At 59.4% G+C, this 25,410-nt stretch carries 33 protein-coding genes; 8 read left to right on the top strand and 25 right to left on the bottom strand.

Annotated features, from left to right (window positions below):
- The 16 genes from AC2FLZ_RS06520 to AC2FLZ_RS06445 form a co-directional block, all read right to left on the bottom strand.
- Positions 1 to 728: phage/gene transfer agent baseplate hub protein (locus AC2FLZ_RS06520; protein ID WP_496881964.1), on the bottom strand; the 728-nt coding region annotated here is incomplete at its 3' end.
- On the bottom strand, positions 728 to 1,360 hold the full coding sequence (locus AC2FLZ_RS06515) for a phage distal tail protein, Rcc01695 family (RefSeq protein ID WP_267364987.1): 633 nt from the start codon (positions 1,358 to 1,360) through the stop codon (positions 728 to 730). The genes AC2FLZ_RS06515 and AC2FLZ_RS06520, both read right to left, overlap by 1 nt.
- A gap of 15 nt (positions 1,361 to 1,375) precedes the next feature.
- The gene (locus AC2FLZ_RS06510) at positions 1,376 to 2,038 is read right to left on the bottom strand and encodes an RcGTA-type gene transfer agent tail tape measure protein (protein ID WP_496808708.1); all 663 of its coding nucleotides are present in this window, start codon (positions 2,036 to 2,038) and stop codon (positions 1,376 to 1,378) included.
- On the bottom strand, positions 2,025 to 2,234 hold the full coding sequence (locus AC2FLZ_RS06505; protein ID WP_496881963.1) for a rcc01693 family protein: 210 nt from the start codon (positions 2,232 to 2,234) through the stop codon (positions 2,025 to 2,027). Before AC2FLZ_RS06505 ends, AC2FLZ_RS06510 begins: the two co-directional genes overlap by 14 nt.
- Positions 2,231 to 2,551, bottom strand: coding sequence for a gene transfer agent family protein (locus tag AC2FLZ_RS06500; RefSeq protein ID WP_496881962.1), 321 nt, complete (start codon positions 2,549 to 2,551; stop codon positions 2,231 to 2,233). The genes AC2FLZ_RS06505 and AC2FLZ_RS06500 overlap by 4 nt, the downstream gene beginning before the upstream one ends.
- A gap of 4 nt (positions 2,552 to 2,555) precedes the next feature.
- The gene (locus AC2FLZ_RS06495; protein ID WP_267364994.1) at positions 2,556 to 2,969 is read right to left on the bottom strand and encodes a phage major tail protein, TP901-1 family; all 414 of its coding nucleotides are present in this window, start codon (positions 2,967 to 2,969) and stop codon (positions 2,556 to 2,558) included.
- 20 nt (positions 2,970 to 2,989) lie between these two features.
- Positions 2,990 to 3,403: a DUF3168 domain-containing protein gene (locus AC2FLZ_RS06490; protein ID WP_480473373.1), complete on the bottom strand. Its 414-nt coding sequence runs from the start codon at positions 3,401 to 3,403 to the stop codon at positions 2,990 to 2,992.
- Complete coding sequence (locus AC2FLZ_RS06485) at positions 3,400 to 3,738, bottom strand: phage head closure protein (protein WP_480473374.1); 339 nt, start codon at positions 3,736 to 3,738, stop codon at positions 3,400 to 3,402. Before AC2FLZ_RS06485 ends, AC2FLZ_RS06490 begins: the two co-directional genes overlap by 4 nt.
- Positions 3,735 to 4,334: a head-tail connector protein gene (locus tag AC2FLZ_RS06480; protein ID WP_496881961.1), complete on the bottom strand. Its 600-nt coding sequence runs from the start codon at positions 4,332 to 4,334 to the stop codon at positions 3,735 to 3,737. The genes AC2FLZ_RS06485 and AC2FLZ_RS06480 overlap by 4 nt, the downstream gene beginning before the upstream one ends.
- Positions 4,335 to 4,505: 171 nt before the next feature.
- On the bottom strand, positions 4,506 to 5,684 hold the full coding sequence (locus AC2FLZ_RS06475; RefSeq protein WP_480517460.1) for a phage major capsid protein: 1,179 nt from the start codon (positions 5,682 to 5,684) through the stop codon (positions 4,506 to 4,508).
- Positions 5,685 to 5,719: 35 nt separating this feature from the next.
- Positions 5,720 to 6,277 (bottom strand): HK97 family phage prohead protease, encoded by a 558-nt coding sequence (locus AC2FLZ_RS06470; RefSeq protein ID WP_480517462.1) that lies wholly within the window; start codon positions 6,275 to 6,277, stop codon positions 5,720 to 5,722.
- Between the two features lie 14 nt (positions 6,278 to 6,291).
- Complete coding sequence (locus AC2FLZ_RS06465; protein ID WP_267365006.1) at positions 6,292 to 6,510, bottom strand: GTA head formation protein, RCAP_rcc01685 family; 219 nt, start codon at positions 6,508 to 6,510, stop codon at positions 6,292 to 6,294.
- The gene (locus tag AC2FLZ_RS06460) at positions 6,503 to 7,666 is read right to left on the bottom strand and encodes a phage portal protein (RefSeq protein ID WP_480621959.1); all 1,164 of its coding nucleotides are present in this window, start codon (positions 7,664 to 7,666) and stop codon (positions 6,503 to 6,505) included. Before AC2FLZ_RS06460 ends, AC2FLZ_RS06465 begins: the two co-directional genes overlap by 8 nt.
- Positions 7,667 to 7,878: 212 nt before the next feature.
- A complete protein-coding gene (locus AC2FLZ_RS06455; protein ID WP_496881960.1) occupies positions 7,879 to 8,511 on the bottom strand; it encodes a hypothetical protein in 633 nt (210 codons plus the stop codon).
- Between the two features lie 80 nt (positions 8,512 to 8,591).
- Positions 8,592 to 9,962 carry a DNA-packaging protein gene (locus tag AC2FLZ_RS06450; RefSeq protein ID WP_496881959.1) on the bottom strand — a complete coding sequence of 457 codons (1,371 nt, stop codon included), beginning with the start codon at positions 9,960 to 9,962 and terminating at the stop codon, positions 8,592 to 8,594.
- Positions 9,871 to 10,215: a hypothetical protein gene (locus tag AC2FLZ_RS06445; protein ID WP_496881958.1), complete on the bottom strand. Its 345-nt coding sequence runs from the start codon at positions 10,213 to 10,215 to the stop codon at positions 9,871 to 9,873. Before AC2FLZ_RS06445 ends, AC2FLZ_RS06450 begins: the two co-directional genes overlap by 92 nt.
- A gap of 701 nt (positions 10,216 to 10,916) precedes the next feature.
- Here AC2FLZ_RS06445 and AC2FLZ_RS06440 point away from each other — a divergent pair.
- Positions 10,917 to 12,182, top strand: a complete 1,266-nt coding sequence (locus AC2FLZ_RS06440; protein WP_496716040.1) for a DEAD/DEAH box helicase — start codon at positions 10,917 to 10,919, stop codon at positions 12,180 to 12,182.
- A gap of 90 nt (positions 12,183 to 12,272) precedes the next feature.
- Here the strand turns inward: AC2FLZ_RS06440 and mltG are convergent, their stop codons facing one another.
- The 7 genes from mltG to fabD all read right to left on the bottom strand — a co-directional run bounded on the left by mltG (position 12,273) and on the right by fabD (position 18,580).
- Positions 12,273 to 13,430 (bottom strand): endolytic transglycosylase MltG, encoded by a 1,158-nt coding sequence (mltG, locus tag AC2FLZ_RS06435; RefSeq protein ID WP_480517470.1) that lies wholly within the window; start codon positions 13,428 to 13,430, stop codon positions 12,273 to 12,275.
- Complete coding sequence (gene fabF, locus AC2FLZ_RS06430) at positions 13,431 to 14,696, bottom strand: beta-ketoacyl-ACP synthase II (RefSeq protein ID WP_496881957.1); 1,266 nt, start codon at positions 14,694 to 14,696, stop codon at positions 13,431 to 13,433.
- A gap of 179 nt (positions 14,697 to 14,875) precedes the next feature.
- Positions 14,876 to 15,619 carry a 1-(5-phosphoribosyl)-5-[(5-phosphoribosylamino)methylideneamino]imidazole-4-carboxamide isomerase gene (locus AC2FLZ_RS06425; RefSeq protein ID WP_480473384.1) on the bottom strand — a complete coding sequence of 248 codons (744 nt, stop codon included), beginning with the start codon at positions 15,617 to 15,619 and terminating at the stop codon, positions 14,876 to 14,878.
- Between the two features lie 123 nt (positions 15,620 to 15,742).
- The gene (locus tag AC2FLZ_RS06420) at positions 15,743 to 16,282 is read right to left on the bottom strand and encodes a GNAT family N-acetyltransferase (protein WP_480473385.1); all 540 of its coding nucleotides are present in this window, start codon (positions 16,280 to 16,282) and stop codon (positions 15,743 to 15,745) included.
- Positions 16,283 to 16,420: 138 nt separating this feature from the next.
- Positions 16,421 to 16,654: an acyl carrier protein gene (locus AC2FLZ_RS06415; RefSeq protein WP_050602116.1), complete on the bottom strand. Its 234-nt coding sequence runs from the start codon at positions 16,652 to 16,654 to the stop codon at positions 16,421 to 16,423.
- Between the two features lie 207 nt (positions 16,655 to 16,861).
- Positions 16,862 to 17,599, bottom strand: a complete 738-nt coding sequence (fabG, locus tag AC2FLZ_RS06410) for a 3-oxoacyl-[acyl-carrier-protein] reductase (RefSeq protein WP_480473386.1) — start codon at positions 17,597 to 17,599, stop codon at positions 16,862 to 16,864.
- 42 nt (positions 17,600 to 17,641) lie between these two features.
- On the bottom strand, positions 17,642 to 18,580 hold the full coding sequence (fabD, locus tag AC2FLZ_RS06405; RefSeq protein ID WP_496716030.1) for an ACP S-malonyltransferase: 939 nt from the start codon (positions 18,578 to 18,580) through the stop codon (positions 17,642 to 17,644).
- 174 nt (positions 18,581 to 18,754) lie between these two features.
- Between fabD and AC2FLZ_RS06400 the strand changes: the two genes are divergently transcribed.
- Positions 18,755 to 19,978: a cytochrome b/b6 domain-containing protein gene (locus AC2FLZ_RS06400; protein WP_496881956.1), complete on the top strand. Its 1,224-nt coding sequence runs from the start codon at positions 18,755 to 18,757 to the stop codon at positions 19,976 to 19,978.
- Positions 19,979 to 20,035: 57 nt separating this feature from the next.
- Here AC2FLZ_RS06400 and AC2FLZ_RS06395 read toward each other — a convergent pair whose 3' ends face one another.
- The gene (locus AC2FLZ_RS06395) at positions 20,036 to 20,608 is read right to left on the bottom strand and encodes a YceI family protein (protein ID WP_496716027.1); all 573 of its coding nucleotides are present in this window, start codon (positions 20,606 to 20,608) and stop codon (positions 20,036 to 20,038) included.
- 125 nt (positions 20,609 to 20,733) lie between these two features.
- Positions 20,734 to 21,180: a hypothetical protein gene (locus AC2FLZ_RS06390; RefSeq protein WP_480603237.1), complete on the bottom strand. Its 447-nt coding sequence runs from the start codon at positions 21,178 to 21,180 to the stop codon at positions 20,734 to 20,736.
- A 353-nt stretch (positions 21,181 to 21,533) separates the two neighbouring features.
- Here AC2FLZ_RS06390 and rpsF point away from each other — a divergent pair, with 353 nt between their 5' ends.
- From rpsF to AC2FLZ_RS06360, 6 genes are all read left to right on the top strand, one after another.
- Positions 21,534 to 21,887 carry a 30S ribosomal protein S6 gene (gene rpsF / locus AC2FLZ_RS06385; protein ID WP_152458335.1) on the top strand — a complete coding sequence of 118 codons (354 nt, stop codon included), beginning with the start codon at positions 21,534 to 21,536 and terminating at the stop codon, positions 21,885 to 21,887.
- A gap of 27 nt (positions 21,888 to 21,914) precedes the next feature.
- Complete coding sequence (gene rpsR, locus AC2FLZ_RS06380; protein ID WP_005608650.1) at positions 21,915 to 22,142, top strand: 30S ribosomal protein S18; 228 nt, start codon at positions 21,915 to 21,917, stop codon at positions 22,140 to 22,142.
- Between the two features lie 12 nt (positions 22,143 to 22,154).
- Entirely contained in the window at positions 22,155 to 22,772 is a 618-nt protein-coding gene (gene rplI / locus AC2FLZ_RS06375) for a 50S ribosomal protein L9 (RefSeq protein WP_496821929.1), read from the top strand.
- 166 nt (positions 22,773 to 22,938) lie between these two features.
- Complete coding sequence (locus AC2FLZ_RS06370; RefSeq protein WP_480517480.1) at positions 22,939 to 23,424, top strand: transglycosylase SLT domain-containing protein; 486 nt, start codon at positions 22,939 to 22,941, stop codon at positions 23,422 to 23,424.
- A 235-nt stretch (positions 23,425 to 23,659) separates the two neighbouring features.
- Positions 23,660 to 24,361, top strand: coding sequence for an autoinducer binding domain-containing protein (locus AC2FLZ_RS06365; RefSeq protein ID WP_480473391.1), 702 nt, complete (start codon positions 23,660 to 23,662; stop codon positions 24,359 to 24,361).
- Between the two features lie 107 nt (positions 24,362 to 24,468).
- Complete coding sequence (locus AC2FLZ_RS06360; RefSeq protein ID WP_480517482.1) at positions 24,469 to 25,323, top strand: acyl-homoserine-lactone synthase; 855 nt, start codon at positions 24,469 to 24,471, stop codon at positions 25,321 to 25,323.
- Positions 25,324 to 25,410: the final 87 nt, after the last annotated feature.

The raw sequence follows: 25,410 nt of genomic DNA, 5'->3' as shown, positions 1-25,410 counted from the left end.
ATGTCACCCGGCACCAGGCTTTCCCCGAAACCGGACCAGAGCGTGATTTGCCGCCCTTCCGCCACCTGCCGGTCGTGCTTGATCGATGACCAGAGCCCTTCCGCCGCTCCCGACACTACGTCGACCCTGCCGCGCTCGAACCACCCGTCATCGATGGTTCCCCCGCCTGCCACAAGCAGAACGGTTCCGCCATCGAAACCGGTGACGGCGCCCTCGATCCAATAGCCGGGCGTATCCATGTCGAACCGACAGGTCCGGTCTCCCAATACGGCGGTACAGGGTTTCTGATACACGCGCCCCAACAGGCGGTTCAGCAAATCGGTCAGGCCACGCAGCTCGGCGTGAAACGCGCCGCCTGCGCGCCGCAATTCCCCGATTGAGCCCCGGAACTGAAGGATACGCTGATCCGGGTCGGCCCAGTTGACCAGCCACGCGCGCACCTCGGCCCCGTCGAACCGCCCCGCCTCGATATCCTCTTCGCGAATGGCCGCATCCGACAGCGCGCCCATGGCTTCGGTGTTGTCAATGGACAGGCCGGTGGCCTGTTCGATGGCCGCCGCCGTCAATCCGGTGCTGGCCCTGAACGTCAATCCGTCAAAGCCAAGTTCCAGATCATGATCGGTGAACCCGTATTCCTGACCATCCCGGCGTCTGATCGCCCAACACCGGCACACAGTGGTCATTCCGCTTTGCAGATGCGCGTGCAGGCCCTGTTCATCCACAGCCATCAGACACGCACCTCGACCACGGGAACGTTCGGCGCCTCTCCGGCCTGAAAACTGGCGACGCTGGTATGGATCTTGTCGGTGTCAAACCGTACTGGTACATCGAATTCGAACCCGGCGGTGATATCCACCTCTTCCGGTGGCGGGTCGGCAAAGGTGATCCGGCCGGTTGCCAGATCGACCTCGAATTCCACACCCTCCCGGATCTCATCCTGATCCAGCCCCAGACGCACCGTCCCCAGCACCGGCTTGACGATGGGGCGGGCATAGCTGACCCCGCCCGAGCTATAGGTCTTGATCAGCTGAAACTCAGTCCGCACACCGTCGCCGCGTGCGATAACCTGATCTCCGACATCGACATCCAGCGTGGCCTTGCCGGATTTGAAATCCGACCAGTCCTTCCAGCGAAACCCATACATCTGGCCCTGCCGCGCCTCGAAGAACGAAATCAGCGTCTCGATATCGTCCAGCGAGCGCATCCCCAGCCCCGCATCATACCTGCGCCGGGAATGGGCCCAGGGCGTGTTGCGTTCTTCGAACCCGTTGGCCAGCGTCACGATATCCGTGCGTCGCTCGGGCCCCCCGACCGAGCCAAAGCTCAGGCTGGCGGGAAATCTCACCTCGTGGAAAGTCATCACCTGCTCCTTGATTTACCTGTTGCGATTGCCGCGCCCCAACGCACGGCTCATCTGTGCTGCAATCTGCCCCTGCGAGCGGCGGAACCCCTGCACATCCGGGGTCGTGATGTTCATCACCACATTCACCGAACGCCCGCCGCCCTGCGTGCGCACGCCCAGCTTGCCGTCCGCGCCGCGCGCCAGCGGCATGATCGCCTCGGGGCCGGCCTCGCCCATCAGCCCGGTGCCGCCCCGCATTGGAAACATCGTCGGGCTGCTGACCACGCCGCCATTGGCAAAGGGCATCACCCGGCCCTGGCTGAAACTGCCGCCATCGGCAAAGGGCAGAAGACCCTGCACCAACCCGCCGACCGAGTTTGCCAGCAACCCACCGAAGTGATCCGTCACCGGCTTGATTGCGGCTGCATAAGCCGTTTGGATCAGCGAGTTCTTCAGCACATCCAGCGCGCCCGACAGGCTCATCCCCTCCAGAACCACACCATCGAACGCCTTGCGCAAACCGCTGGACATGCCCCGCTCCAACGTGGCGACATCCTTGCCGGTTTCCTCGAACGCGGCGCTGATCCGCTTCATCTGGCTGTCAAACGCCGCGGCCATCGTCGCAGCATCACCCAGGGCATCGCCCAGCGCTGCGCCCCGTTCCTGCAAGTCGTCAAACCCGTCACGATCCGTCATCACGCTCTCCTTGTTGCTTGTCCGGGAAGGCGGCCAGCAGCGCGTCAAGGCCTGCCCGGTTCATCGCGGGCATCCCGGCGCCCTGCCCCAGCATCAGCCGCAGTTCCGCCGGGGTCAGACGCCAGAAATGATCCGGTGACAGCCGCAGCCCCAGAAACCCGGCCCGCATCAGGGCGGGCCAGTCGAACCCGCTCATGTCGTTTCCGGCACCATGAAGGCGCGGGCCAGCAGCTCGGCCGCCGCTTTGGCCGCAGCCATGGGGCCGCCCGCGATTTCGGCATGAAACAGATCGGCGCGGCTGGTATCCCGGCCCCCGCCCCGCAACCCGGCAACGATCAGCGCCAGCACGTCACTGCTGGAATACGCGCCACCCTCGAACCGCTGCACCAGCTCGACCAGGGATCCGGTGTTCAGCTCCTGCTCCAGTTCCGCCAAAGCGCCCAGCGTCAGCTTGAGCACCCGCCGCTCTCCATCGATGGTCAGTGCCACCTCGCCCGTCCACGGATTGGCCATGCGATTACAGCGCCGTAAAGCTCAGCGCACCGGCGCTTGCCATGCTCATCTCATAGGTCGCCTCACCGTTGTGTGAGCCTGCATACTCGATGCCCGTCACCTGAAACGCCCCCTCGACAATGCCGAAATCGGGGATGATCACCTGAAACGCCGGGGTCTCGCCGTCAAAAAACAGCTGCCGCGCACGTTCGTCCGTACCAGCATCCTTGAACACGCCCGAACCCGAGATCGAGGCCGATTTGACCCCCGCCCCCGACAACAGCTCGCGCCACCCCCCCTGACTTTCCAGACTGGTGACGTCCACGCTTTCGGCGTTGAAACTGATCCGCGTGGCCCGCAGGCCCGCAATGGTCTGGAACAGGCCCGTGCCGTTCATGTCCACTTTGACCAAAAGGTCTTTTCCGTTCTGGGCAGCCATGTGCTCTCTCCGTTGATTGCTTAGTCGTCTTCCACGCGGGCGCGGAATCTCAGGTCGATCTGGCGGATGCTGCCGCCTGTCCCGGTTCGCCGGGCCGAGGCGCGCTCGAACCACAGCCCGACCAGATGCCCGCGGCTCAGAACCAGCGGCGCGTTGTCCAGCGCGTCACACACCGCCCCGGCCAGCGTCTTTGCCGCGCCAAACCCGGCGGCTTCGGACACCACCGAAACCGTAAAGCGGTGGATCGCACCCGCGCTCGACCGGTCCGAGGCGTCGCGGACCTCTTCCGGGCCCAATGTCACATAGGTCTGCGGAACCGTTCCCGTGGGCACCGCGTCATAGATCGCGCCGCCGGACTGGCCGCTGACATCCGCATCCGCGGTCAGGTGCTGAAACACCGCCGCCTGCAGGGCGGCTGATACGCCATAGCTCATGCCGCCACCTCTTCATCCGCGAAACAGATCAGGTACTGGCCGCGCGCGTCACGCTCTGCCACGGCGCGGATGACGAAACGGCGATTGCCCTCGCGAAACCGCTGATCCGGCGCCGGGCGCATGGTCGACCCTTCGGGGGCGCCCCGCACCACGATGCGATACCCCACGCGCGAGACGGAAACGCCAGCGATCTGCCGTTCCGCACCACTGCGCGCCGTGACCTCGGCCCACAGCGTTCCCAGCGCGGCCCAAGCCTCGGTATATCCCCCGGACCCGTCAGCGCTGCGCATCGGGGCCTCAAGCACCAGCTTGCGGTTCAGACGCGGGGTGTTCATTGCACCACCCCCGCACCAAAGCGCACCATCCGATAGCGCTGGATCAGGCTGGTGACACCAAACGGCATGCACCCCGCGCCCAGCGCGGTCTCGTCCCGGTATTCGTAATAATGCGCCGCCAGTAACAGTACCGCCTGGCCCAGATCGGCAGGCAAACCGGCCCAGTCCGTGGCCATCCCGGCCGTGAAGGCGATCTTCACCGCACCCCCCGTTGCAATCGCAGGCAGGACCAACCCGACCGGCCGCAACCGCGGGCGCTGGCCATCGCGTTCCAGCCGATACACCGCCGCATCCGCAACGGTTTCAGAACCTGCCGCATCGGTCAGCGTCACGGACAGCACCGATGTCACCGGAGCAACCGGCAAAACCTCGCCCGACGGATCGCGCCAACCGCTCAGGCTCCATGAAAAGTCGCGCTCGATCAGAACCTTGCCGGTGCGCGCCTCAATCGCGGCCATGGCCGCCCGCAGGAACCCCTTCAGCACCTCGTTCTGAACGTCATCCTTGGCAAAGCCCCTGCCCAGCCGCAGATGCGCCTTGAACTGATCCACCGGCAGCGCCGCATCCGCGATGGCGGTTTCTTCGATCAACATCATCCATTCACTCCGCAATCTCGGACCCCACCGGGGGCCTCAGTCAGGAAAATGACGGGCACTCGCCGCCCCACGTTGCTCGGACGGAGGGGAGCAGCTAGACAACGCGGGGGATCTCACCCCGGCCCGTGCCCGCCGCCCGAGGGGCTGATGGCCCCCCGGATTCGCCACCGCCTATGCGATGCCGAATTTCACCAGCTTGATGGCTGCAAAGTCGCTCACATCACCGCCCACGCGTTTGGTCGCATAGAACAGGACATGCGGCTTGGCGCTGAACGGGTCGCGCAGCACGCGCAGATCGGGGCGTTCGGCGATGGTGTAACCGGATTTGAAGTCGCCAAACGCGATCGAGAAGCTGTCCGAGGCCGCATCCGGCATGTCCTCGGCAATCAGTACCGGATAGCCCATCAGGCGCGCGGGCTCACCAGCGGCCAGACCGTCCGACCACAGGAAACGGCCATCGCTGTCCTTCAGCTTGCGGATCACACCCGCCGTTTTCGAGTTCATGACGAATGTGCCATTGACCCGGTATTGCGCGCCCAGCGCATAAACCACATCGACAATCGCATCCGCGTCGACACCGCCATCGATGCCGGTGGCAACATACCCCAGGCTGCCCCAGGACCAGGTGTCGTCGGATACCGCGCGGTGGATCATCAGACCTTTGGGTTTGTCCACACCGTCACCCGCGATAAAGGCCGCCGCCTCGGCACGGGCGAACTTGTCGGCAATCCGACCGGCCAGCCAGCCCTCGACATCGAACGCGCTGTCATCCAGCAAACGTTGCGAGGCTTTGGGCAGCGCGCTCAACTCGTGCAGTGGGATCGAGATGCGGTCGATCGACGGGGTTCCGGTTTCGGAAGTGGACGAATTCTCATCAGCCCAGCCGGCACCGACATCGGTATGGTCGATCAGCACATCGAACGAATTCGCCTCGACATTCACCACCGACGCAATCGAGCGGATCGACGCGGTTGCGTTCAGAACCGACTTGATCGTCTCGGCGGTCTGCGGATCGACCAGATACCCGCCATCGCTGTTGACGGCGGTGGACAGCGATTTGCTCTCCATCTCCAGCCCGCGCAGCCCGTCATCCTCGCCCGAGCGTACATAGGCGTCGAACGCCTTCTGGTGCGGTGCACCGTCCAGGGTCGAGGCCGCAAGATGCGGGCGCGCCGCGATGGTTGATTTACGATCCAGCATGGTCAGTCGCTCTTCTGTCTGTTGCAGTTTTGTTTTAACTTCAGCCTTCAGGCCCTTGAATTCATTCACGAAGCCAGCCATCGCCTGCTTCACCTCCTGAACCAGGGGCGCACCCTCTCCGGTCAAGGCCGGTATCTCGGTCTTGCTCATCAGCATGTCCTGTTTTTGGGTGGGTTTGAGGCGCGCTAGGTCCGCGCCAGCTCCTGCCGGGCGTCGTTGAACACCTCGGCAATACTGCGCCAGGTATTCTCGGCATCGGGGTCGCTCCCCTTTGCCGCCACCCGCGCACTGGGCAGCATCGGGAAGGTCACCAGCGACACCTCCCAAAGCTCCAGTTCCGTCAGGACCCGCTGGCCCTTGTCATTCTTCACGGCCCGTTTGGTGCGATAGCCGATCGACAGGCCATCCATCGCACCCGCGCGGATCAGCTCGGCCGCTTCGCGGCCTTTCTGGGTGCTTTCCAGCAGACGTCCCTTGACCCACAGGCCCTTGTCGTCCTCGCGTACCTCGTCCCAGACGCCTATGGGTTGCGCCGGGTCGTGCTGCCACAGCATCTTGACCCGCTGACCCGCCTTGGCGAGCCCCTCTAGCGAGGCGCGATAGGCCCCGCGCTGCACCATGTCACTGCCATGATCGACTTGCCCGAACAGGCTGGCATAGCCTTCGATCATCGCATCCTCGGTCACCGACAGGATGTCACCGAACCCTGCGAACTTATGCTCCAAATCCATGAACTTCTCCATGTAACCCACTGAACTTATGGCGTTACCACCAGGAATGACTGAAACGCCTGCGCCAGGATCACTGCGGCCACACCATAGACTGTCAGCCACAGCCGTTTCTCCAGCCGCTCCATCATCTCTTCGATCTGATCCAGCCGCCTGCAAAGATGCGCATGCTGGATCTCGGCCACCCGCTCATGCGCGGCCAGACGTAGCCCCGGCGCGCATTCGAACGGAGGATACCCCTCAGCCATCTGCACGCTCCGGCAGCCCCAGCAACCTGCGTTTTTCCACATCGCTCAGGAATTCCGCCCGGTTGACCCGCGCCCATTGCGCATCCCGCTCGGCAGACAGGGCTGTTACCTGATCCAGATCCGGCTTCAGCATCAGATCCTCGCCGGTAAAGCCCGTCAGCCACTCCGACACCGCCGCCGCCACCCGCGTCACCAGGGGCAGCACGGTCAGGCGGTAAAACGCCCGGTTGGCCTCCTGATAGTTCGAATAGGTCGCGTCGCCCTGTATCCCCAGCAGCATCGGCGGGACCCCAAAGGCCAGCGCGATCTCGCGGGCGGCGGCTTCCTTGGTCTTCTGAAACTCCATATCCGAGGGGGAAAAGCCCATCGGCTTCCAATCCAGCCCCCCCTCCAGAACCATCGGACGGCCGGCATTGCGCGCCCCGCGATAGTTCTGCTCGATCTCGTCGGACAGGCGGCGGAACTGCTCCTCGGCCATCATTCCGTGACCATCACCGCCCTTCCACACCAGCGCCCCCGAGGGCCGCGCGGCATTGTCCAGCAGCGATTTCGACCACCGCGAGGCGCTGTTGTGCACATCAATCGCCGTCGCCGCTGCCTGCATCGGCGAGAACCCGTAATGATCATCTTGCGGGTGGAACGTCTTGATATGGCAGATGGCCTCGGCCGAGAACCGGTGCGTCTTGCCACCGACGCTGTAATCATAGGCCTTGGGCCACCCATCCGCCCCCGGCACCACGCTCATCCGGTCCGAACGCAAAACATGCAGCTCAACCGGCAGCCCGTCCTCGACCTGCACCGCCTCGACATAAGCATTGCCCGACAGCAGCAGCTGCCCGAACAGGGCCTCCAGCATCTCTGCCCGCCCCTGCGCCGCATTCGGGCGCCGCAACAGGGCCAGGATCGGATGCGCATCGAAGCGCTGCCCCTGACCCTGCAAAATCAAGGGCAGAGCCGCCGCCGATTCAGCAATCAGCTTGACCGACCGAAACCCCACCGGATTGCCCGAAAATCCCGTCCGTGTCAGCGACACCGTGTCCCGCGGGCTCCACGCCACGCGCCCGCCGGTCTGCCACGCCACCACAGGCCCGGTCGCGCTCGCCTTCGCCTCGGGCGCGCTCCCAGCCGATCCACGACGTAAGAAATCGAATACCATCTGTGCTCCTTTCTGCCGCCGCTCTGCTCGGCTTGTTGAAAGGAGTTATGACGGAAAGACGTTTAGGGCTTGGGAATGGGGCGTACGGGGGGTGGGCAACGGGTTGTCTCCATCCTATACAGCGATCGAATACAGCATTGCTGCTTAGTTGAATAACCGATCAGATCACTGGAATTTCAACATCTTAGATGATAAGGTTGTCGCGGTCCGCGCTACTTATTGATTAGGAAACTCTCAGACCAACTTTCGAACACATAACATGCGTAGCAGGTGTATTCCAAAAGCAACTTCAGGTCGGATTGGATCATTTGACCTATTTTAGCTTCCAAAGGCTTATCAGCTGGATGAAATAGTTTGCGGTCTTCGTCTGAGACGCCATTGTTGTGTACGAGGCAATTTCTAACAAACAAAAGATCTTTCATATTTCTCACCATATCGTCGTCGATCCATCTGGCAGCATTGGACTTTTCTAAAACCTTACCGAGATAGACCCTCTGACCCCAATCGATGGATAGCAAATTGGCATGACCTTTCAGCGCCAGTTTAGTAACATATTCAATAGCTGAAAGCGACGAAATGAAGGTCCTTGCCGTGACCATCATCACACGTTGAGCGTTTTCCTCCTTTGCTCGGTCACGTTCCTCTGCACTGATCTTTTGAGCTTTTCGCCAAACAGAATTGTAATAGTGCAACAACTCGATAGTGATAGTTGCCTCATTGTGGACCATGTTGAAGGCTGAAATTGGTGGGGCATCTTCGGATTCGTCGAATTGGCCAGCCAAGTTCCTGACGGACGTGATACACTGTTCTCGCAGTTGGAACGACAGGTCAACAATCTCATCCAAGTTTTTTCTCACCATCGGTTTGCAAGCAAGTTATTGGTTTCGAATGCCGTATACAAGAATTGCCAAACCAGACCTTGCCCTCACAACGCCCGCACCCTAGGTCGCCGATACACCCCCGCAGGCCCCACAACCAACTCATGCAGCGCCCAGACCAGCGCATCGACGCGGTCGGGCGAGCCCTGCCCCTCGAACCCGCGCGCGGTCATCTGGCACATCTGCTCCTCCAACGCGTCCAACCCGGCCACATGGCGCACCCGCCCCTGTTCGTACAGCGCCGCCACAGGCTCGGCCCGCGCGACCTTGCCGCGTGACGCCCGCACCGCGCGATATGGGACCAGAGGGTCCACCTGCCGCACGACCTCTTCCACCAGTTGCCCGCCCTGATTGACCTCGGCCACCAGCCGTTCGGCCCCGAACTCATCCATCGCGTCAATCGCCGCCTGCGCCCAGCCCGCCGGGCCAACGCCCTGCGCCGTCCGGTCAGCCAGCACGAACGCCCGCCACGCCTCAGGCGGGCCTTGCACTTGCGCCCCAACCACCACGATCCCGCAGGCATCCGCGCCTGACCCGGATGTCACCGCCGGGTCCAGCGCTACCACGATGCGATCCAATTCGGGCACCTGCGTACAGCGCGCCGCCTCCAGCATCGAACCCGTCCACAGCGCTCCTTCCGCGTCTGACAGCAGCACCCCGTCCAGCTCCTGCCGCCCCAGCCGCGTACCCGCATAGCGCGCGCGCACTTCTTCCAGAAACGACGCCGCCAGATTGGCCCGGTTCGCTTCGGTCGGCGCATGGGTCTGCACGGTAGAGGGTGACGCCAGCAACTCCTTCAAAACCTTCACATTGCGCGGCGTTGTGGTCACGCAGACCCGAGGCCGCTCGCCCAAGCGCAGCGCAAATTGCAGCATGTCCCAGGTCTCACCCGCCTTCTTCCACTTGGCCAGCTCATCCACCCAGGCCGCATCAAATTGCGGCCCGCGCAACCCTTCGGGATCATGTGCTGAAAACGCCTGTGCCTCGGCCCCGTTGGGCCAGATCAGCTTGCGTTCCGATGCCTTCCACGTGGGCCGACGATCCGGGGGCGAGCATTGCAATATCCCGCTGTCGCCAAAGATCATCACATCGCGCACCTGATCGAATGTTTCACCCACCAGCGCCACGCGGCACGCCTCGCCCTTGTCCAGCGGTTTCGGCCCCTCGACCATCGATCTGACCCATTCGGCCCCGGCCCGCGTTTTGCCCGCGCCACGCCCGCCCATGATCACCCAGGACCGCCAGTCGCCCTCGGGCGGCAATTGATGTGGCAGCGCCCAGAATTCAAACAGGAAAGGGAGGGCACACAGCCCCCCCTCCCCGATCTCACTCAGAAATCTCTCCCGCACCGCAGCATCGGCGGAGGCGAGCCAGCCTGCACCCGATCTCAAATCGGGCCCGCGCAAGGTCGAGCGCATAGCCCCCTTGGGCAATTCCGGCTTGTCTGTAATGTTGTTCGACAAAGCTTGTCTCCACTTTCTGGCAACTTCGGATCAGCCCCTCCAGCTGACCGAGTTGCTTGGCTGAACCAGCAAGATCTGCATCCTCCCCGGCACCGATCTGTTTGCGCAGGTCTTCTGCCGCTTGCCGCAGATCGCGAATAGACCTTTCCAGGGACTGCAACAGTTCAGCCGTCTGGGAAATCCGCTCTTCCGGGGTAATCAAAGTCATGTTTGCCTGTGACCTCATGCGTGAGTGTTCTCCGCACGAGAGAAACGAAAAAACGGCCACCGGGTCGCCCCGAGGCCGTTCGCCCACTTCTTCTAGCATGACACAACCAATACGGGATAAAGCGCGTAAAGTCAAGGATTTACGCAACAGGCGCGCAACAGGGATCGTACGGTGCGGGTTAACGGACAGTGAATTTCCGGCCATGGTAACCCTCGGCCAAAACGCCGCCCCGCCCTTTAGCCTTCCAAGCCCTGACCGCCTCACCGACCAGAGGGATTAACACAGGGTTACCCCCGTGCCGCTTTCAGCGTGTACAAATTGCACACTCCCCACCTTGACGCGTGTACAAACCTGACATTTTCCGAAATCGCGCTCAAAATCGCCCGCATCACCCGATTTCGACGCGTCAAGGTCCTGCGCGCAACCTGCCCGCGGCAAAACCAGTCCTTGACATTCCCTCCCGAAACCCTCATGTGCCCTTAATCACGGCGCCACCGCGTGAGCATCGTCGGGCTTCAGGCCCCACAGCGCCAGCACATTACTCCCGGTTCCCCTTCACGCAGGGTTCTTTACGCGATGGCCGGATGGCGCTGGATTCGCTCGCGCATCCCGAGGTCTCGCACAACCCTGCCGGTCACATGAACGTGGCCAGTCACCACCTGCTCGTGGGGTTTAACCTGCGGGCCGTAAAGGATAATTTTTTGTTCGACTTCGATATGCTCGGCCTCGCGCCGACACTGAACGACGCGTTGAAACGCGCCAATTTCACTCAACCCACCCCGATTCAGAACCAGGCCATTCCGCTGGCCCTGAACGGGCATGACATCCTCGGGCTGGCCCAAACCGGCACCGGCAAGACACTGGCCTTTGGCCTGCCCCTGATCGACCACCTGCTGGCGCAGCCCGGCAAGCCCGATCCCAAAACAGCCAAATCACTGATCCTCGCCCCCACCCGCGAGCTCGTGAACCAGATCGCCGACAGTTTGCGCACCCTCACCAAAGGAACAAAGCTGCGGGTCGCTACAGTTGTTGGTGGCCAGTCGATCAACAAACAAGTGATGTTCCTCGCACGCGGCACCGATATTCTGGTCGCCACCCCGGGCCGCCTGATTGACCTGATGGAACGGGGCGCTGTTGACCTTGGTTCGGTGCGCCATCTGGTATTGGACGAAGCAGATCAGATGCTTGACCTGGGCTTCATTCACGCTCTGCGTCGCATCGCGCCTGCACTGGGCACGCCCCGCCAGACCATGCTGTTCTCGGCCACAATGCCGAAACAGATGGAGGAGCTCAGCCGTGCCTATCTGAACAATCCGCAGCGGGTGCAGGTTTCGCCCCCGGGCAAGGCCGCTGACAAGATCACCCAGTCCCTTCACTTTGTTTCGAAACCCGGAAAACCGTCTAAGTTGCGCGAAATCCTGTCGCAGGACGCGGATGCGCTGACACTGGTCTTCACCCGCACAAAACACGGCGCTGAACGGCTGATGAAAGGGCTGGTGGACGACGGCTTTAACGCGGCGTCCATTCACGGGAACAAAAGCCAGGGCCAGCGTGACCGGGCCATCAATGCCTTCCGCGCTGGTGAGGTGAACATACTGGTGGCCACCGACGTTGCCGCGCGTGGCATCGACATCCCCGGCGTCGCCTATGTCATCAACTTCGACCTACCCGACGTGCCCGACAATTACGTCCACCGTATCGGGCGCACCGCCCGTGCCGGGCGCGAAGGGGAAGCGATCGCGTTCTGTGCACCGGAAGAAGTCGACCTGTTGCGTCAGATCCAGAAGCTGATGAAAATTGAAATCCCTGTCACAAGCGGCACCATGCCGGAAGGGGTCGAGGTTCAGCAACCTGCACGTCGTCAAAACAACCGCCGTCGCGGGTTCAAGCCCAAGCCGGCCAACGGCGATGGGAAACCTTCCAACTCCAGACGGCGCCGTCCCAACAAAAGACGCTCAGCCGCCTAAGGACTGAAGAGGCTGCCAAAGAAAACGCCGGCGCCAGTTTTTATACCGGCGTCGGCGTATTTTGTTAACAAAACCAGCAATCCGCCCGGCTTAATTCCCCGAGCTCTGCTGTTCTTCAATTTCGCGCCATTTGGCAACGTTGCGATTGTGCTCCTGCAGGGTTTCTGCAAACGCATGCCCGCCCGAGCCGTCAGCGACGAAGAACACATAGTTGGTGTCATCCGGCGCAACCGCTGCTTCCAGGCTCGCCAGACCTGGATTTGCAATCGGCGTCGGAGGCAGCCCGTCGATCTGATAGGTGTTCCACGGTGTTGGACGGTTCAATTCGCTGCGCCGCAACCCGCGACCCAATGTGCCCTGCCCCTTTGTCACGCCATAGATGACGGTCGGATCGGTTTGCAACCGCATCCCTTGTTTCAGGCGGTTCACGAACACACTGGCGACCTGGCCGCGTTCCTCCGGAACACCGGTTTCCTTTTCGATGATAGACGCAAGGATCAGCATCTCTTCAGGAGTGTCCAGCGGCAACCCGCCTTGACGGCTTTCCCAAACCGCGTTGATCCGCAGTTGTTGCTTGTCCTGCATGGCTTGCAAAATCGCATTGCGATCCTGTCCGGCCACAACATCGTAACTGTCCGGGGCCAACATGCCCTCAGCCGGGATCTCGGTCACCTCACCCGACAGCGCTTCGAATGATTTCAGAGCTTCAACCACCTGCCACGAGGTCACACCTTCGGCAAGCGACACGCGATATCGCGTATCAGCCTCGTTGCGTTTCTCGGTATAGGCTTCAGGCGTTTGTTCCTCTGCCGCATCAAATGAAGCAATCTCGACAAAATCCAGTGTTGCCGGATCCAGTTCACGCACGCGGGTTTGGGTGCGTGTCACACCGATACGGTATTCGATTTCCGACCCGCAAGTGCTGGCGCCGCTGCTGGTGATTTCTTCGATGATCTGCGCCATCGACGCACCTTCGCGCACCAGAAAGCTGCCCGCTTTCAACCGCTGCGCCTGATCGGTATAGTCAGCGGCCATTCGAAACAGAATTGAACTTCGAATGGCACCCTGATCTTCCAGATCGCGACTGACACGTGTCATGTTCGAACCGCTTTTGACCTGAAGGCAAATCGCGGTCTCAAGCGGGCCTTCGGCCTTGTACTGCGACTGTCCCCACAGGATCAGACCGCCCACCAGAAACAGGCCGACCACCAGGATGGTCAGCGCATTCGAAGCGATGGCCCGCCACATTTAATTGACCTTTCCGAAGATCACGCTGGCATTGGTTCCACCAAACCCGAACGAGTTCGACAGCGCCACATTGATTTCACGCTCGCGCTTGGCGTTGGGGGCAAGATCAATCGGAGTTTCAACAGCCGGGTTATCCAGGTTAATTGTTGGCGGTGCGACCTGATCGCGGATTGCCAGGATTGAGAATATTGCCTCAATCGCGCCCGCAGCACCCAGCAAGTGACCGGTTGCCGACTTGGTCGAACTCATCGTCGCATTCCCGGCATGCTCGCCCAACAGGCGCTCGACAGCGCCCAGTTCGATCGTGTCCGCCATGGTCGAGGTGCCATGCGCGTTGATGTAATCCAGGTCTTTCGGCTCCAGCCCGGCGCTGCGCAACGCCGCTCTCATGGAACGTTCGGCCCCATCGCCATCCTCGGACGGCGCAGTGATGTGATAGGCGTCGCCCGACATACCATAGCCCAGAACCTCGGCGTAGATCTTGGCGCCGCGCGCTTTGGCGTGTTCGTAATCTTCCAGAACCACAATGCCGGCGCCCTCGCCCATCACGAAACCGTCACGGTCCACGTCATAGGGTCGGCTGGCAGCCTTTGGATTATCTGCGTATTTGGTCGACAGCGCCTTACATGCGTTGAACCCGGCAATACCGATCTCGCAGATGCAGCCCTCGCCACCACCTGCCACCATGACATCTGCGTCACCCGCCCGGATGATGCGGCTGGCGTCGCCGATTGCGTGCGCACCGGTTGAACATGCGGTCACGACCGAGTGGTTCGGCCCTTTGAACCCATGGCGAATTGATACCTGACCCGAGGCCAGGTTGATCAGTGCGCCTGGAATAAAGAACGGAGATACCCGACGCGGACCCTTGTCGCGGATCAGGTTCGCGGTATTGGCAATCGATCCCAGACCACCAATGCCCGAGCCGATCAGAACACCCGTACGCAGGCGCGATTCTTCGTCATCCGGCAGCCAGCCTGCATCCTTACAGGCCATTTCGGCGGCCGCGATGGAATACAGGATAAAGTCTTCGATCTTGCGCTGCTCCTTCAGCGGCATCCAGTCATCGGGATTGAAGGTCCCGTTGGTTCCGTCGCCGCGCGGCACCTCGCAGGCGTAGGTCGTTGCGACCCCGCTTGCCTCTGCATCGAAATGCGTGATTGGGCCTGCACCGGACTCTCCGTCCAGCAGCCGCGACCAGGTTTCCTCGACCCCGCTGGCCAAAGGAGTGACCAATCCAAGACCGGTTACAACGACTCTGCGCATGAAGTGCCTCTTGCCTGCTTCCTCTTATGAGAACCGCTCATACCCCGGCCCGGGGTGCGGGGGCAAGAGCAACGGTTCTTTCCGTCCCGGCGTCCTGTCGCCGAATGCCCAAGGAAACCAGAAATTCGGCGCTTGTCAAAACCGCCCTTTCGCGCGTCCAGCCGAAAGGGCGGAGTTGCTTACTGAAACTGCGCGACCGGCTCGTGGGCCGATTTGGCAGTTTCAAGTGCTTTGGCCAAGTCCAGTGTCTTGCGGAACAACGCACGCCCGACAATCGCGCCCGAGATGTTGGGGATGTATGCCAGCCGTGAGATATCGTCTGCTGTGCGCACGACACCGCTGGCAATCACCGGAGTACGCGAATGGTTTGCCAATCGCGAGATCAGACCAAGCTTTGCCTCGACATCTTCGATGTCGCTGTCGATATCTGTTACCACGATGGCGGCAAAGGGCGTATCGCCGAATGCGTCGATAAAGGCTTCTGGCGTGAACGCACTTTGGCTGCGCCAGCCGTCAGTCATAACAAGGCCTTGCCAGACATCCACTGACAGCACGATCTGGTCAGGGTGCAGCTTGGCCAGATCCTTGACCAGGTTTGGTTCACGCGCAGCAAGCGTGCCAACCACGATGCGGCCCGCGCCCTTGTCGATCCAGCGCTCAATCTGCTCGCGCGAGCGCATGCCACCCGCCAACTGCACCGGAATCTCGGCCTTGCGAAGGATATCCTCGACCAGCTGCGCGTTGGTATCCTTACCCTCGATCGCGTCGAAATCCGTCAGGTGCATCCATTCGGCACCCGCCTCTGCCCAGCTCCGTGCGGTTTCTACCGGATTCACGTGCCAGATCATCGCTTCTTCCAGACGACCCTTGTCCAGCGAGACACACCGGCCGTTCTGCAGTTCCATCGTGGGGTAAATCCTCATGAGCTTGGTCCTCCGCTCAATCGCTCTGAAAATCCCCGGCAGCATACATCCAGAACGCCCGCCCGAAATCACCGGGATCGGCACAGCTTGGCCATTTTGCGGCATACTGTTTAAGTGGCGAATCTATGCGCGAGCTGGCGGTCCGTTGCGTCGTAACAAATGCACCGGGGTTTCATTATACACCCCTTCCCGCATCAGAACATAGCCTAGCTTCTTGGCGAGTTTCTGCGAAGACATGTTCGTCGCGTTTATCATCGCGACCAACGGTCCGGGAATCACCCGATCAAACCAGTCATGCGCAGCCTTGGCTGCCTCGTATCCCAATCCCTGCCCCTGTGCTTCGGGGACCAGCACCCACCCCGCCTCGGGGAAGCCGTCGAAATCGTCGCCCATGCATCGGTTGCTATAGAAGAATCCGGCCTGCCCGATCAGCTTGCGATTCGATTGTTGCATCACGCCCCACTGGCCAAAACCGGCCATCTGCCAATGCCCGGCATTACGCAGGAACGAATCCCACGCTTCGCCACGCGACCGGGGAGAGCCGCCGATATGCCGGACGACACAAGGGTCACGCCAAATTTCCGCAAACCGGTCAAAGTCTTCCGGGCGCATGGCGCACAGCGTCAAACGCGCGGTATTTATCATCGGAGTGGATCTTATCATGCCCTGTCCACTTTGAGTTTTGCCTCAGTGGAAACAGTGCGCAGGCCACAATAGCCACGCAAGTCCGAAATTCGGGCAGGCATAAAAAAACGGCGCCCCCGTTGCCCGGAAGCGCCGATTTTGATCAGAAAGAAACGCTTAGGACGCTTCGCTGATGAACTTGACGGCGTCGCCAAAGGTCTGGATTGTCTCGGCTGCGTCATCGGGGATCTCGATGCCGAACTCTTCTTCGAAGGCCATGACCAGCTCAACTGTGTCCAGGCTATCTGCGCCCAGATCGTCGATGAAGGACGCGTTTTCCACGACTTTATCTTCTTCAACACCCAGGTGCTCAACAACGATCTTCTTAACGCGATCTGCGACGTCGCTCATGTCAATTCCTCATTCCTTTACAGGGCGGTCCGCCCGATTCTGCCCTTGCCCGCACGGGTTGGCTTTGGTTTGCCCGTTTTGGGCGGTTTCGGTCCCGGCGAACCGGGAAATAGAAGGCCGACCTGAACGACCGGCCCCGCATAGATGCGCCGCCTATAGCATAGTCGACGCAAGAGGCAAACGCTTTCGCACTCGCCCCTGTCGCGCTCACAACATGGCCATACCACCGTTCACATGCAAGGTGCTTCCGGTAACATAGCCCGCTTCGGGGCTGGAAAGATACAGAACGGCAGCTGCAATTTCCTCGGGATCGCCCATGCGACCGGCCGGAACCTTGAGCAACAGACCCTTTTTCTGTTCCTCGGTCAGTTTCTCGGTCATTGCAGTTGTGATAAATCCAGGTGCCACGGAATTCACAGTAATTCCGCGTGTCGCAACTTCGTGGGCCAAAGCCTTGGAAAACCCGATCATACCGGCCTTGGACGCGGCATAGTTCGCCTGCCCCGGATTGCCGATTGCGGCCACCACGGACGAGATATTGACGATACGGCCCCAGCGCGCCTTCATCATGCCCCGGATCACCCCTTTGCACAGTTTCATGGTCGAGGTCATGTTCACGTCAATGACGCTTTGCCATTCTTCGTCGGACATGCGCATGAACAGGTTGTCGCGCGTGATTCCGGCGTTGTTTACAAGAATGTCCACCGATCCCATCGCCTCGGCCGCTTGCTTAGGCAACGCTTCAACGGCTTCCGGGTCACTTAAGTTGCAGGGCAGAACATGCGCGCGTTCGCCCAGTTCGTCGGCCAGAGCCTGAAGCGGTTCAACGCGTGTACCGGACAAACCAACCGTTGCACCTGCGCCATGCAACGCACGTGCGATGTCACCTCCGATACCGCCCGAAGCACCGGTGATCAGCGCATTCTTACCTGTTAAATCAAACATTCGGTTTCCCTCTTGCTGCGTCGCTTACAACGCGGATTGAGCTTACGATTCGACCTGAATGGTCTTCTGAACGTCTTCCGGTGTGCCCACGGCCTTGCCCGCGATTTCGCGATCGATCTTGCGGATCATACCGGACAGCGCCTTGCCAGCGCCGATTTCCCATGTTTCAGTCACGCCTCGAGCCGCCATATATTGCACGCTTTCCCGCCAGCGAACCGAACCGGTCACCTGCTCGACCAGCAATTGACGGATCAGATCCGGATCGCTGACAGCCTCGGCGCGAACATTGGCCACCAAAGGTACGGCTGGTGCCTTAATTTCGACGGCAGCAAGCGCTTCTGCCATTACATCTGCAGCAGGTTTCATCAGCGAACAGTGAAATGGAGCACTTACCGGCAACATAACGGCACGTTTTGCACCTTTTTCCTTGGCTATCTCGGCTGCGCGCTCGACAGCCGCTTTTGAACCCGACACGACGACCTGCGTGGGATCGTTGTCATTTGCGGCCTGACAGACCTCGCCCTGTGCGGCTTCTTCCGCCACGGCGCGTACGGCCTCCAGATCCAGCCCCAGAATGGCGGCCATGGCCCCCTCGCCCACGGGTACCGCGCTTTGCATAGCCTGACCACGGGTGCGCAGCAAACGCGCTGTATCTGCAACAGACAAGGCCCCCGCCGCGGCCAGAGCCGAGTATTCACCCAGTGAATGCCCCGCCACAAAAGCCGCCATGCTGACGGATACGCCCTCGGCTTCCAAAGCACGCATGGCTGCCATCGATGTCGCCATCAACGCGGGTTGAGCATTCTGGGTCAGTGTCAGGTCAGCAATATCACCGTCCCAAATCAGACTGCTCAACTTCTCGCCCAACGCGTCGTCCACCTCATCGAAAATGGCCTGAGCCGCCGGATAGGCCTCTGCCAGAGCTTTGCCCATACCTATGGTCTGGGCGCCTTGTCCCGGAAAAACGAACGCGAGTGTCATTGCAACCTCATGGATGGTTTCAGGTTGCGGCGGGGTGTAAACTGACTGATCGTCTGGCACAAGCATTGCCTGCTTTCTGCATTGTGGCACCTTTTGTGTGCACCCGCGCTCACTTGTGTCTGTTTCATCCGGCTTTACCTTGGGCACAACCCAGAATCCCGGAGCGTCCGACACATGCAATCGACCAATTCCTTTTCAAGCTACGGCAGCATCGCAAAGACGTTTCATTGGCTAACCGCGTTGCTGATCTTCACGGCTTTGCCCCTCGGCTGGGTCGCGGACAATCTGGCACATGCGGTATTGCACTCGGCAGCGGCCCCGACCGAGTTGGAAATTGCCCGTGCAGCGCGCGTGTTCTCATTGCATAAAACCGTAGGGGTTACCGTGTTCTTCGTGGCATTGGCCCGCATTCTTTGGGCGTTCACGCAAACCAAGCCCGGCCTTCTGAATGCTGACAACAAACCCGAAGCCTTCGCCGCTGAAACCGTCCACTGGCTGCTTTACGGTTCGCTGGTCCTTGTGCCCCTGACCGGTTGGATTCACCACGCCGCGACCGAGGGCTTTGCCCCAATCCTTTGGCCCTTCGGCCAAAACCTGCCTTTTGTACCGAAATCCACCGCCGTGGCCGAGGTTACAGGAGTTCTGCACTGGCTCTTCATGTGGGTTCTGGTTGTTTCCCTTGTCCTGCACATTGCAGGTGCGCTGAAACATCACGTCATCGACAAGGACGGCACATTGCGTCGGATGTTACCGGGTCTGTCAGATGCGCCGGAACCACCACATCAAACCCATTCACTGATTCCAGCCGTCGCTGCACTGGCGGTCTGGGGTGTCGTCGTCACCGGAGGCTGGGCAACCGGGAAGCTGGCCCCTAACATAGGGGAAGCCCCGGATGTCCAATTGGCTGAGGTTCAATCGGAATGGCAAGTTCAGAGCGGCACGCTGTCGATTACAATTTCGCAATTGAACAGCCCCGTGACAGGTTCGTTTTCTGACTGGACTGCCGCAATTACCTTTGACGAGCCCACAGACCCGGGCCTGGCGGGATCTGTCGATGTCACGATATCCATTGGCTCGCTTCGTCTTGGAACCGTATCCGATCAGGCCATGGGGCCAGATTTCTTCGACAACGCCCGGTTCCCCACTGCTCAGTTCAAGGCCGATCTTTATAAAACCGAAAGTGGTTATGAGGCGCGCGGCCCGCTTACTATTCGCGACAAGTCGATCGATGTCGTTTTGCTTTTCTCGCTGGACCTGCAGGGCGACACTGCTACCATGGCGGGCACAATCGAGCTTAACCGGTTGGCGTTTGATGTAGGCACATCGCAGCCTACCGAAGACTCGCTGGGCTTTACCGTCGCAGTATCCGTAGAACTCACTGCGATACGCGGTCAGTAAGGCAAAAAAAACGCCGGTGATAAAATCACCGGCGTTTTTCTGTTCGTGATTCTGCGATTACTCGGCTTTTTGTGCCTCGACCGAAATCTGGATTTGCACTTCGTCGCTGACAAACGGTGCAAACTGACCCAGGTCGAATTCACTGCGGACCAGCGTTGTCGTGGCATTGAAACCAGCCCAGGGCTGGTTCGCCATCGGGTGGGTGTCAGCCTTGTTGAGCTTTGCGTCCAGAACAACTGATTTGGTCACACCGTTCATCGTCAGATCGCCAGTGATGTTCGCGGTGTTGTCACCGGTCACTTCGATTCCTGTCGATGTAAAGGTGATCAAATCTCCTTCGGCCGCGCCAAAGAAATCCTCGGTCATGAAGTGATCTTCACGGGGTTTCCAGCCGGTAAACATCTCCAATACGGGCATCGACACGCTCACGCTCGAAGCGGCGGGGTTTTCCTGATCAAACATGATCTCGCCTACAAAGCCGGAAAACATGCCAGTCGTGGTTGAGAACCCAAGATGGTCATAGCTGAAAATGACCTGACTGTGGCTGGGGTCCAATACGTATTTCTCGGCGCTGGCGAGTGCCGTAGTCGCTGACACGGCCAATGCAGCAGCAAGAAAGGTGGATTTCATATCAATCTCCGCGGTTTTGTGATTGCAATCCGTCAGGATTGCTTGAACGCAAAATGTGCTGCCCAGGGGCAGCACACAACCAATTTTGATTCACAACTTCTGTTCGTTTTTGAACAGAATAAAACTCAGCCGAAAATTGTTACGCTCTTGCTTAGTTGACCTTTCAGCGCCCGGCTGACATCCGCAGATTCAAGTGGCAGCTTCATCAAAAGGCTGCCATCCACGTCAAACAGATGAACTTCGTTCTCTTCAAAACGCGCCCCACCCAGCGAGTCATAGCTGCGGCGCAGGACAGTCTGAGGGCGCCCGTCTTCGTTCTTCTGCAACACCCGGACTTCGCGACGGATCGGGTCGAAATAGGCGTCAGGACGCGGGTCAAGAACCTCGATTGTCAGCAGGGCGACGCCAACGACCAGAAACAGCATGGACGCCGCCATCTTGATCGGCCAAACATCTGCGCCAACGACCGATCCGGGCATCAACCACATTGAAAACGCGGAAACGATCAGGAACGCCCCGACCATCCGCGCCAGGACCAGGCGGGCCTTCCAGTTCGGTGCAAACGTGATCATTACCGGCACTGAATTTTCAAATCGCGAGCCGGCAACGTTTTCCTGATATGCGTTTGTGTTAGTAGCGGTCATAACACGTCACCCTTTTAAGGTTACTTTCGAAATTCTGTTGATCCGGTTGATGTCCGGTATGTAAAACAACTTTGAGCCGAAAAGCGTCAGCAATTGGGCGGCCTAAAGGAATTTGGGCGGCGTCTCAGAGGCATATGTGGCAGGGCTTGCCCTTGCGGCTCAGACGTGTATACGGGGCCATCCTTCGCAGTCGTATGAATCGCGCAGCCTCTCGTGGCAGGGTCGCGAAGGACCAGATGGCCCCGCCTTTGAAATGCGCCTTGATAGAAACAGGAGTGCACATGCCACTGTATGAGCATGTAATGATCGCGCGTCAGGATCTGTCCAACGCGCAGGCAGAAAGCCTCGTCGAACATTTCGGCACCGTTCTGGCTGACAACGGCGGCAAGCTCGTCGACAGCGAGTACTGGGGCGTCAAGACGATGGCCTACAAGATCAACAAGAACCGCAAAGGCCACTATGCCTTCCTGAAGACCGATGCCCCCTCGGGTGCCGTTCAGGAAATGGAACGCCTGATGCGCCTGCATGACGATGTCATGCGCGTTCTGACCATCAAGGTCGACGGCCACGAAGACGGCCCGTCGGTTCAGATGCAGAAGCGTGACGAACGTGGCGACCGCCGCGAGCGCCGTTGATCAACGCCTGACGAAAGGACATAAACCATGGCCGCAAAACCATTTTTCCGCCGCCGCAAGGTCTGCCCGTTCTCGGGTGAGAACGCGCCGAAAATCGACTACAAAGACACCCGTCTTCTGCAGCGCTACATCTCTGAGCGTGGCAAGATCGTACCTTCGCGCATCACTGCCGTTTCGGCGAAAAAGCAGCGTGAACTGGCCCGTGCTATCAAGCGCGCCCGCTTCCTCGCCCTGCTGCCCTACGCCGTGAAGTAAGGAGAGACTGACATGCAAGTTATCCTTCTGGAACGCGTTGCGAAACTGGGTCAGATGGGCGACGTCGTTGACGTCAAGCCCGGCTACGCCCGCAACTTCCTGCTGCCCCAGGGCAAAGCGCTGAGCGCATCGAACGCCAACATTGCGTCGTTCGAAGCCCAGAAAGCACAGCTGGAAGCGCGCAACCTGGAAACCAAGAAAGAAGCTGAAGCACTGGCTGAAAAGCTGGACGGTCAGCAGTTCATCGTGATTCGCTCGGCATCGGATGCTGGCGCTCTGTACGGCTCGGTCACTCCGCGTGACGCCGCAGAGGCCGCAACCGAAGCAGGCTTCACCGTCGACAAAAAACAGGTCGTTCTGATCGCTCCGATCAAGGAACTGGGCCTGCACTCTCTGGCGGTTAAGCTGCACCCCGAGGTTGAAGTCGAGATCAAAATGAACGTCGCCCGCTCGCAAGAAGAAGCCGAGCTTCAGGCGTCGGGCAAATCGATCCAGGAACTGGCTGCTGAAGAAGAAGCCGCTGCTGAATTCGAGATTGCCGAACTGTTCGACGACATCGGCTCGGCCGCTTCGGACGACGACATGGTTGCCGACGCAGCACCGGTTGAAGAAGACGAAGCCAAAGCCTGATCCGGCTGCTTGTAAGCATTCCAAAGGCCGCGCCAAAGCGCGGCCTTTTCTTTTTTCCCTATGTGTTCACAAGTCGTACCGGCAAGTTTCAGCCCATTTTCCGGGGTAAGCTTGAAGGCTTATTGTCGATCCGTATCATTGCCGCCGAAATCCAGAGGACCGAAAAATGCTTGTTTATCTGCGCCAAAGTTTCCTGGCACTGTTTCTATTTGTGTCGTTGGTTGCCTGCGGGGCAGACCAAGTCTCCAAGGCGGGTACGCCACGTTTTGACCCGCCGCTTCACCCAAATGAAACGCCCGAGCTGAGAGCTTCGATCAACAGATGGGCGGATCATTATCAGGTTCCGCGAGAGCTGGTTCACAAGCTGGCCATACGTGAAAGCACGCACCGACCATGGGCCGTCAACCAGCCCTATTACGGCCTTCTACAGGTTCTACCCGCCACTGCGCGCTCGATGGGTTACACCGGTAAAGCCGAAGGTTTGCTGGACGCAGACACCAACCTTGAGTTTGCGGGAAAGTACCTGCGCGGTGCCTGGCTGCTGTCCGACGGGGATCAACGCAGGGCGATTTTCCTGTACGCCAAAGGTTACTATCCAGAGGCAAAAGCCAAGGGGATGCTGGTCGAAACCGGGTTGAGACCGGCGCCCTGACGTCCATTGGCGTCAGAAATTGGCCGGATTTGGCACTTGAAACTGAATAGTGACAAAAATGTTCTATTGGTTGTCGCAATATGCGGTATTGCACAGACAATTAAGACCTCTCCTTGTCATGTTTAGAAAAGTATGATGTTCTGACGTGGTGAGGTAAACGGGTTCCACTCTGTGTAATACGCATGCTCGACGACACCATCGGGCGGCAAGATGGGCCACAGCTGGTAGGCGCCACATGGAAATTGTCGATCTGAGCACTCTGCCGGATTCTGAAGTTCGATATACCGAGTTTCTAAGGCAAATCTGTGAGAAGCATGACATGGATCATGCGGCCTACGCTGGTATGAATCCCGCGGCAGGAACAGTGGCTGGCTTTGTCACCTATGACGACGCCTGGACCGAGCACTACCAGAAACAGGGTCTGATCATGATCGACCCGACCATCCACATGGCCCGCCGCAGTATTGCGCCGGTGGATTGGAGCCGTCTTGAACGGAGTCCGGATTTTCAGCGTGTGTTCCGGGATGCTCATGATTTTGGCCTGCCCAGTCAGGGAGTTACGATCCCGGTACGTGGCCCTTACGGCGATATTGGCCTGCTGAGCGCAACCCGAAATTGCAGCAAGGAAGAGTGGCGTAAGCTCTATACAAACTTTATCGGCGATTTGCAGGCCATGGCCGTACACATCCACGACAATGTCGTGTCGTCGGATCAGCTGACCAACGCACTATATCATCCGACATTGTCCTCTCGCGAAGCGGAAATCCTGCAATGGGTCGCCGCAGGTAAGTCGCAGCAGGATATCGGCGATATTTTGTCTATTTCGCACCGAACCGTAGAAGTACACTTGCGTTCGAGCCGGGAAAAGCTTAGTGCGCTGACCACCCCTCAGGCTGTAGGGCGGGCGATAGCGATCGGGCTTATTACCCCGGGATAAACAAAAAAATCCCCAAATTTCGTCAAAATACGGGAATCCCCCAATAGAAAAATCTTTCGAGAGCGGTAACGTCAGTATTACCGAACAACCACTCGAAGGGGGAAGAAATGATCATCGTGGTAGATGGCCTGAACAGACATATGTTCAGCGAAGTTCTTGACGAAATGTTCGAGTTGAGAGCACGTGTTTTTGGCGGACGTCTTGGATGGGACGTAAAGATCGAAGACGGCAAGGAAATTGATGAATTCGATCATCTGGACCCGGCATATGTAATCGGACTCGACGACGGGGGGAATGTCGTCGCAGCCGTGCGTGCCCTACAGACCACAGGACCTCATATGTTGTCGGATGTGTTTTCGGCAATCCTTTGCGGGGAAGCACCACTTCGCAGCGCAACAATGTGGGAATCAACACGCTTCTGCGTGGACACGCAGCGCCTAACGCGTGGCAAGGAAAAGAATTCTGTCTCTTATGCTACCTGCGAGCTGATGATTGGTTCTCTGGAATATGCCAAGAACTCAGGCATTCAGGATATCATCACCGTAATCGATCCGGTCATGGACCGGGTTCTGAAACGGTCGAACTGCGCGCCATATGACTATGTCGGCGAAACGGTTCCCATGGGGAAAGTCTCGGCACTGGCCGCCCTGTTGGATTGTACCGATGAACGCATCTCGGGCCTGCGCGAATTTGCAGGCATCCATGAGAACGTCTTTATGGACGACGAAGAGGCACTGGCACTGTTTGCAGCCAAGAAGGCCGCAACCCAGAACCCGGCCAATCAGGATCACAAGCCACTGACTGATCTTGAGAAGTATTTTGTGGAACAGATGAGCGCCGCGAGGAACGAAGCTGAACGTCAGGACGTTCTGAAGCTGATCGAAGCGCTCTCGGATACGTTCACACCAGAGCAGAAGATCGCTTTGTTAGAAACCCCCCGTGCTTTTGCTCATGAGGCCTGACCCCCTCACCTCATAGATACAAAAGCCACCCATGCGGAGCCGTCTGTTTACAGGCGGCTCCGTTTTTTCCCCTCTCTGAACAAAGAG

Source organism: Ruegeria sp. YKSF131, assembly GCF_059612645.1.
The sequence above is the reverse complement of the archived record's forward strand: the minus strand, read 5'-3'. Positions and strand labels throughout refer to the sequence as shown.

Excerpts from the sequence above, each read along its gene's own strand:
- AC2FLZ_RS06515 (WP_267364987.1), bottom strand. The coding sequence starts at position 1,360 with ATGACTTTCCACGAGGTGAGATTTCCCGCCAGCCTGAGCTTTGGCTCG.
- AC2FLZ_RS06510 (WP_496808708.1), bottom strand. The coding sequence starts at position 2,038 with ATGACGGATCGTGACGGGTTTGACGACTTGCAGGAACGGGGCGCAGCG.
- AC2FLZ_RS06505 (WP_496881963.1), bottom strand. The coding sequence starts at position 2,234 with ATGAGCGGGTTCGACTGGCCCGCCCTGATGCGGGCCGGGTTTCTGGGG.
- AC2FLZ_RS06500 (WP_496881962.1), bottom strand. The coding sequence starts at position 2,551 with ATGGCCAATCCGTGGACGGGCGAGGTGGCACTGACCATCGATGGAGAG.
- AC2FLZ_RS06495 (WP_267364994.1), bottom strand. The coding sequence starts at position 2,969 with ATGGCTGCCCAGAACGGAAAAGACCTTTTGGTCAAAGTGGACATGAAC.
- AC2FLZ_RS06490 (WP_480473373.1), bottom strand. The coding sequence starts at position 3,403 with ATGAGCTATGGCGTATCAGCCGCCCTGCAGGCGGCGGTGTTTCAGCAC.
- AC2FLZ_RS06485 (WP_480473374.1), bottom strand. The coding sequence starts at position 3,738 with ATGAACACCCCGCGTCTGAACCGCAAGCTGGTGCTTGAGGCCCCGATG.
- AC2FLZ_RS06480 (WP_496881961.1), bottom strand. The coding sequence starts at position 4,334 with ATGATGTTGATCGAAGAAACCGCCATCGCGGATGCGGCGCTGCCGGTG.
- AC2FLZ_RS06475 (WP_480517460.1), bottom strand. The coding sequence starts at position 5,684 with ATGAGCAAGACCGAGATACCGGCCTTGACCGGAGAGGGTGCGCCCCTG.
- AC2FLZ_RS06470 (WP_480517462.1), bottom strand. The coding sequence starts at position 6,277 with ATGGAGAAGTTCATGGATTTGGAGCATAAGTTCGCAGGGTTCGGTGAC.
- AC2FLZ_RS06465 (WP_267365006.1), bottom strand. The coding sequence starts at position 6,510 with ATGGCTGAGGGGTATCCTCCGTTCGAATGCGCGCCGGGGCTACGTCTG.
- AC2FLZ_RS06460 (WP_480621959.1), bottom strand. The coding sequence starts at position 7,666 with ATGGTATTCGATTTCTTACGTCGTGGATCGGCTGGGAGCGCGCCCGAG.
- AC2FLZ_RS06450 (WP_496881959.1), bottom strand. The coding sequence starts at position 9,962 with ATGCGCTCGACCTTGCGCGGGCCCGATTTGAGATCGGGTGCAGGCTGG.
- AC2FLZ_RS06445 (WP_496881958.1), bottom strand. The coding sequence starts at position 10,215 with ATGACTTTGATTACCCCGGAAGAGCGGATTTCCCAGACGGCTGAACTG.
- mltG (WP_480517470.1), bottom strand. The coding sequence starts at position 13,430 with ATGTGGCGGGCCATCGCTTCGAATGCGCTGACCATCCTGGTGGTCGGC.
- fabF (WP_496881957.1), bottom strand. The coding sequence starts at position 14,696 with ATGCGCAGAGTCGTTGTAACCGGTCTTGGATTGGTCACTCCTTTGGCC.
- AC2FLZ_RS06425 (WP_480473384.1), bottom strand. The coding sequence starts at position 15,619 with ATGAGGATTTACCCCACGATGGAACTGCAGAACGGCCGGTGTGTCTCG.
- AC2FLZ_RS06420 (WP_480473385.1), bottom strand. The coding sequence starts at position 16,282 with ATGATAAGATCCACTCCGATGATAAATACCGCGCGTTTGACGCTGTGC.
- AC2FLZ_RS06415 (WP_050602116.1), bottom strand. The coding sequence starts at position 16,654 with ATGAGCGACGTCGCAGATCGCGTTAAGAAGATCGTTGTTGAGCACCTG.
- fabG (WP_480473386.1), bottom strand. The coding sequence starts at position 17,599 with ATGTTTGATTTAACAGGTAAGAATGCGCTGATCACCGGTGCTTCGGGC.
- fabD (WP_496716030.1), bottom strand. The coding sequence starts at position 18,580 with ATGACACTCGCGTTCGTTTTTCCGGGACAAGGCGCCCAGACCATAGGT.
- AC2FLZ_RS06400 (WP_496881956.1), top strand. The coding sequence starts at position 18,755 with ATGCAATCGACCAATTCCTTTTCAAGCTACGGCAGCATCGCAAAGACG.
- AC2FLZ_RS06395 (WP_496716027.1), bottom strand. The coding sequence starts at position 20,608 with ATGAAATCCACCTTTCTTGCTGCTGCATTGGCCGTGTCAGCGACTACG.
- AC2FLZ_RS06390 (WP_480603237.1), bottom strand. The coding sequence starts at position 21,180 with ATGATCACGTTTGCACCGAACTGGAAGGCCCGCCTGGTCCTGGCGCGG.
- rpsF (WP_152458335.1), top strand. The coding sequence starts at position 21,534 with ATGCCACTGTATGAGCATGTAATGATCGCGCGTCAGGATCTGTCCAAC.
- rpsR (WP_005608650.1), top strand. The coding sequence starts at position 21,915 with ATGGCCGCAAAACCATTTTTCCGCCGCCGCAAGGTCTGCCCGTTCTCG.
- rplI (WP_496821929.1), top strand. The coding sequence starts at position 22,155 with ATGCAAGTTATCCTTCTGGAACGCGTTGCGAAACTGGGTCAGATGGGC.
- AC2FLZ_RS06370 (WP_480517480.1), top strand. The coding sequence starts at position 22,939 with ATGCTTGTTTATCTGCGCCAAAGTTTCCTGGCACTGTTTCTATTTGTG.
- AC2FLZ_RS06365 (WP_480473391.1), top strand. The coding sequence starts at position 23,660 with ATGGAAATTGTCGATCTGAGCACTCTGCCGGATTCTGAAGTTCGATAT.
- AC2FLZ_RS06360 (WP_480517482.1), top strand. The coding sequence starts at position 24,469 with ATGATCATCGTGGTAGATGGCCTGAACAGACATATGTTCAGCGAAGTT.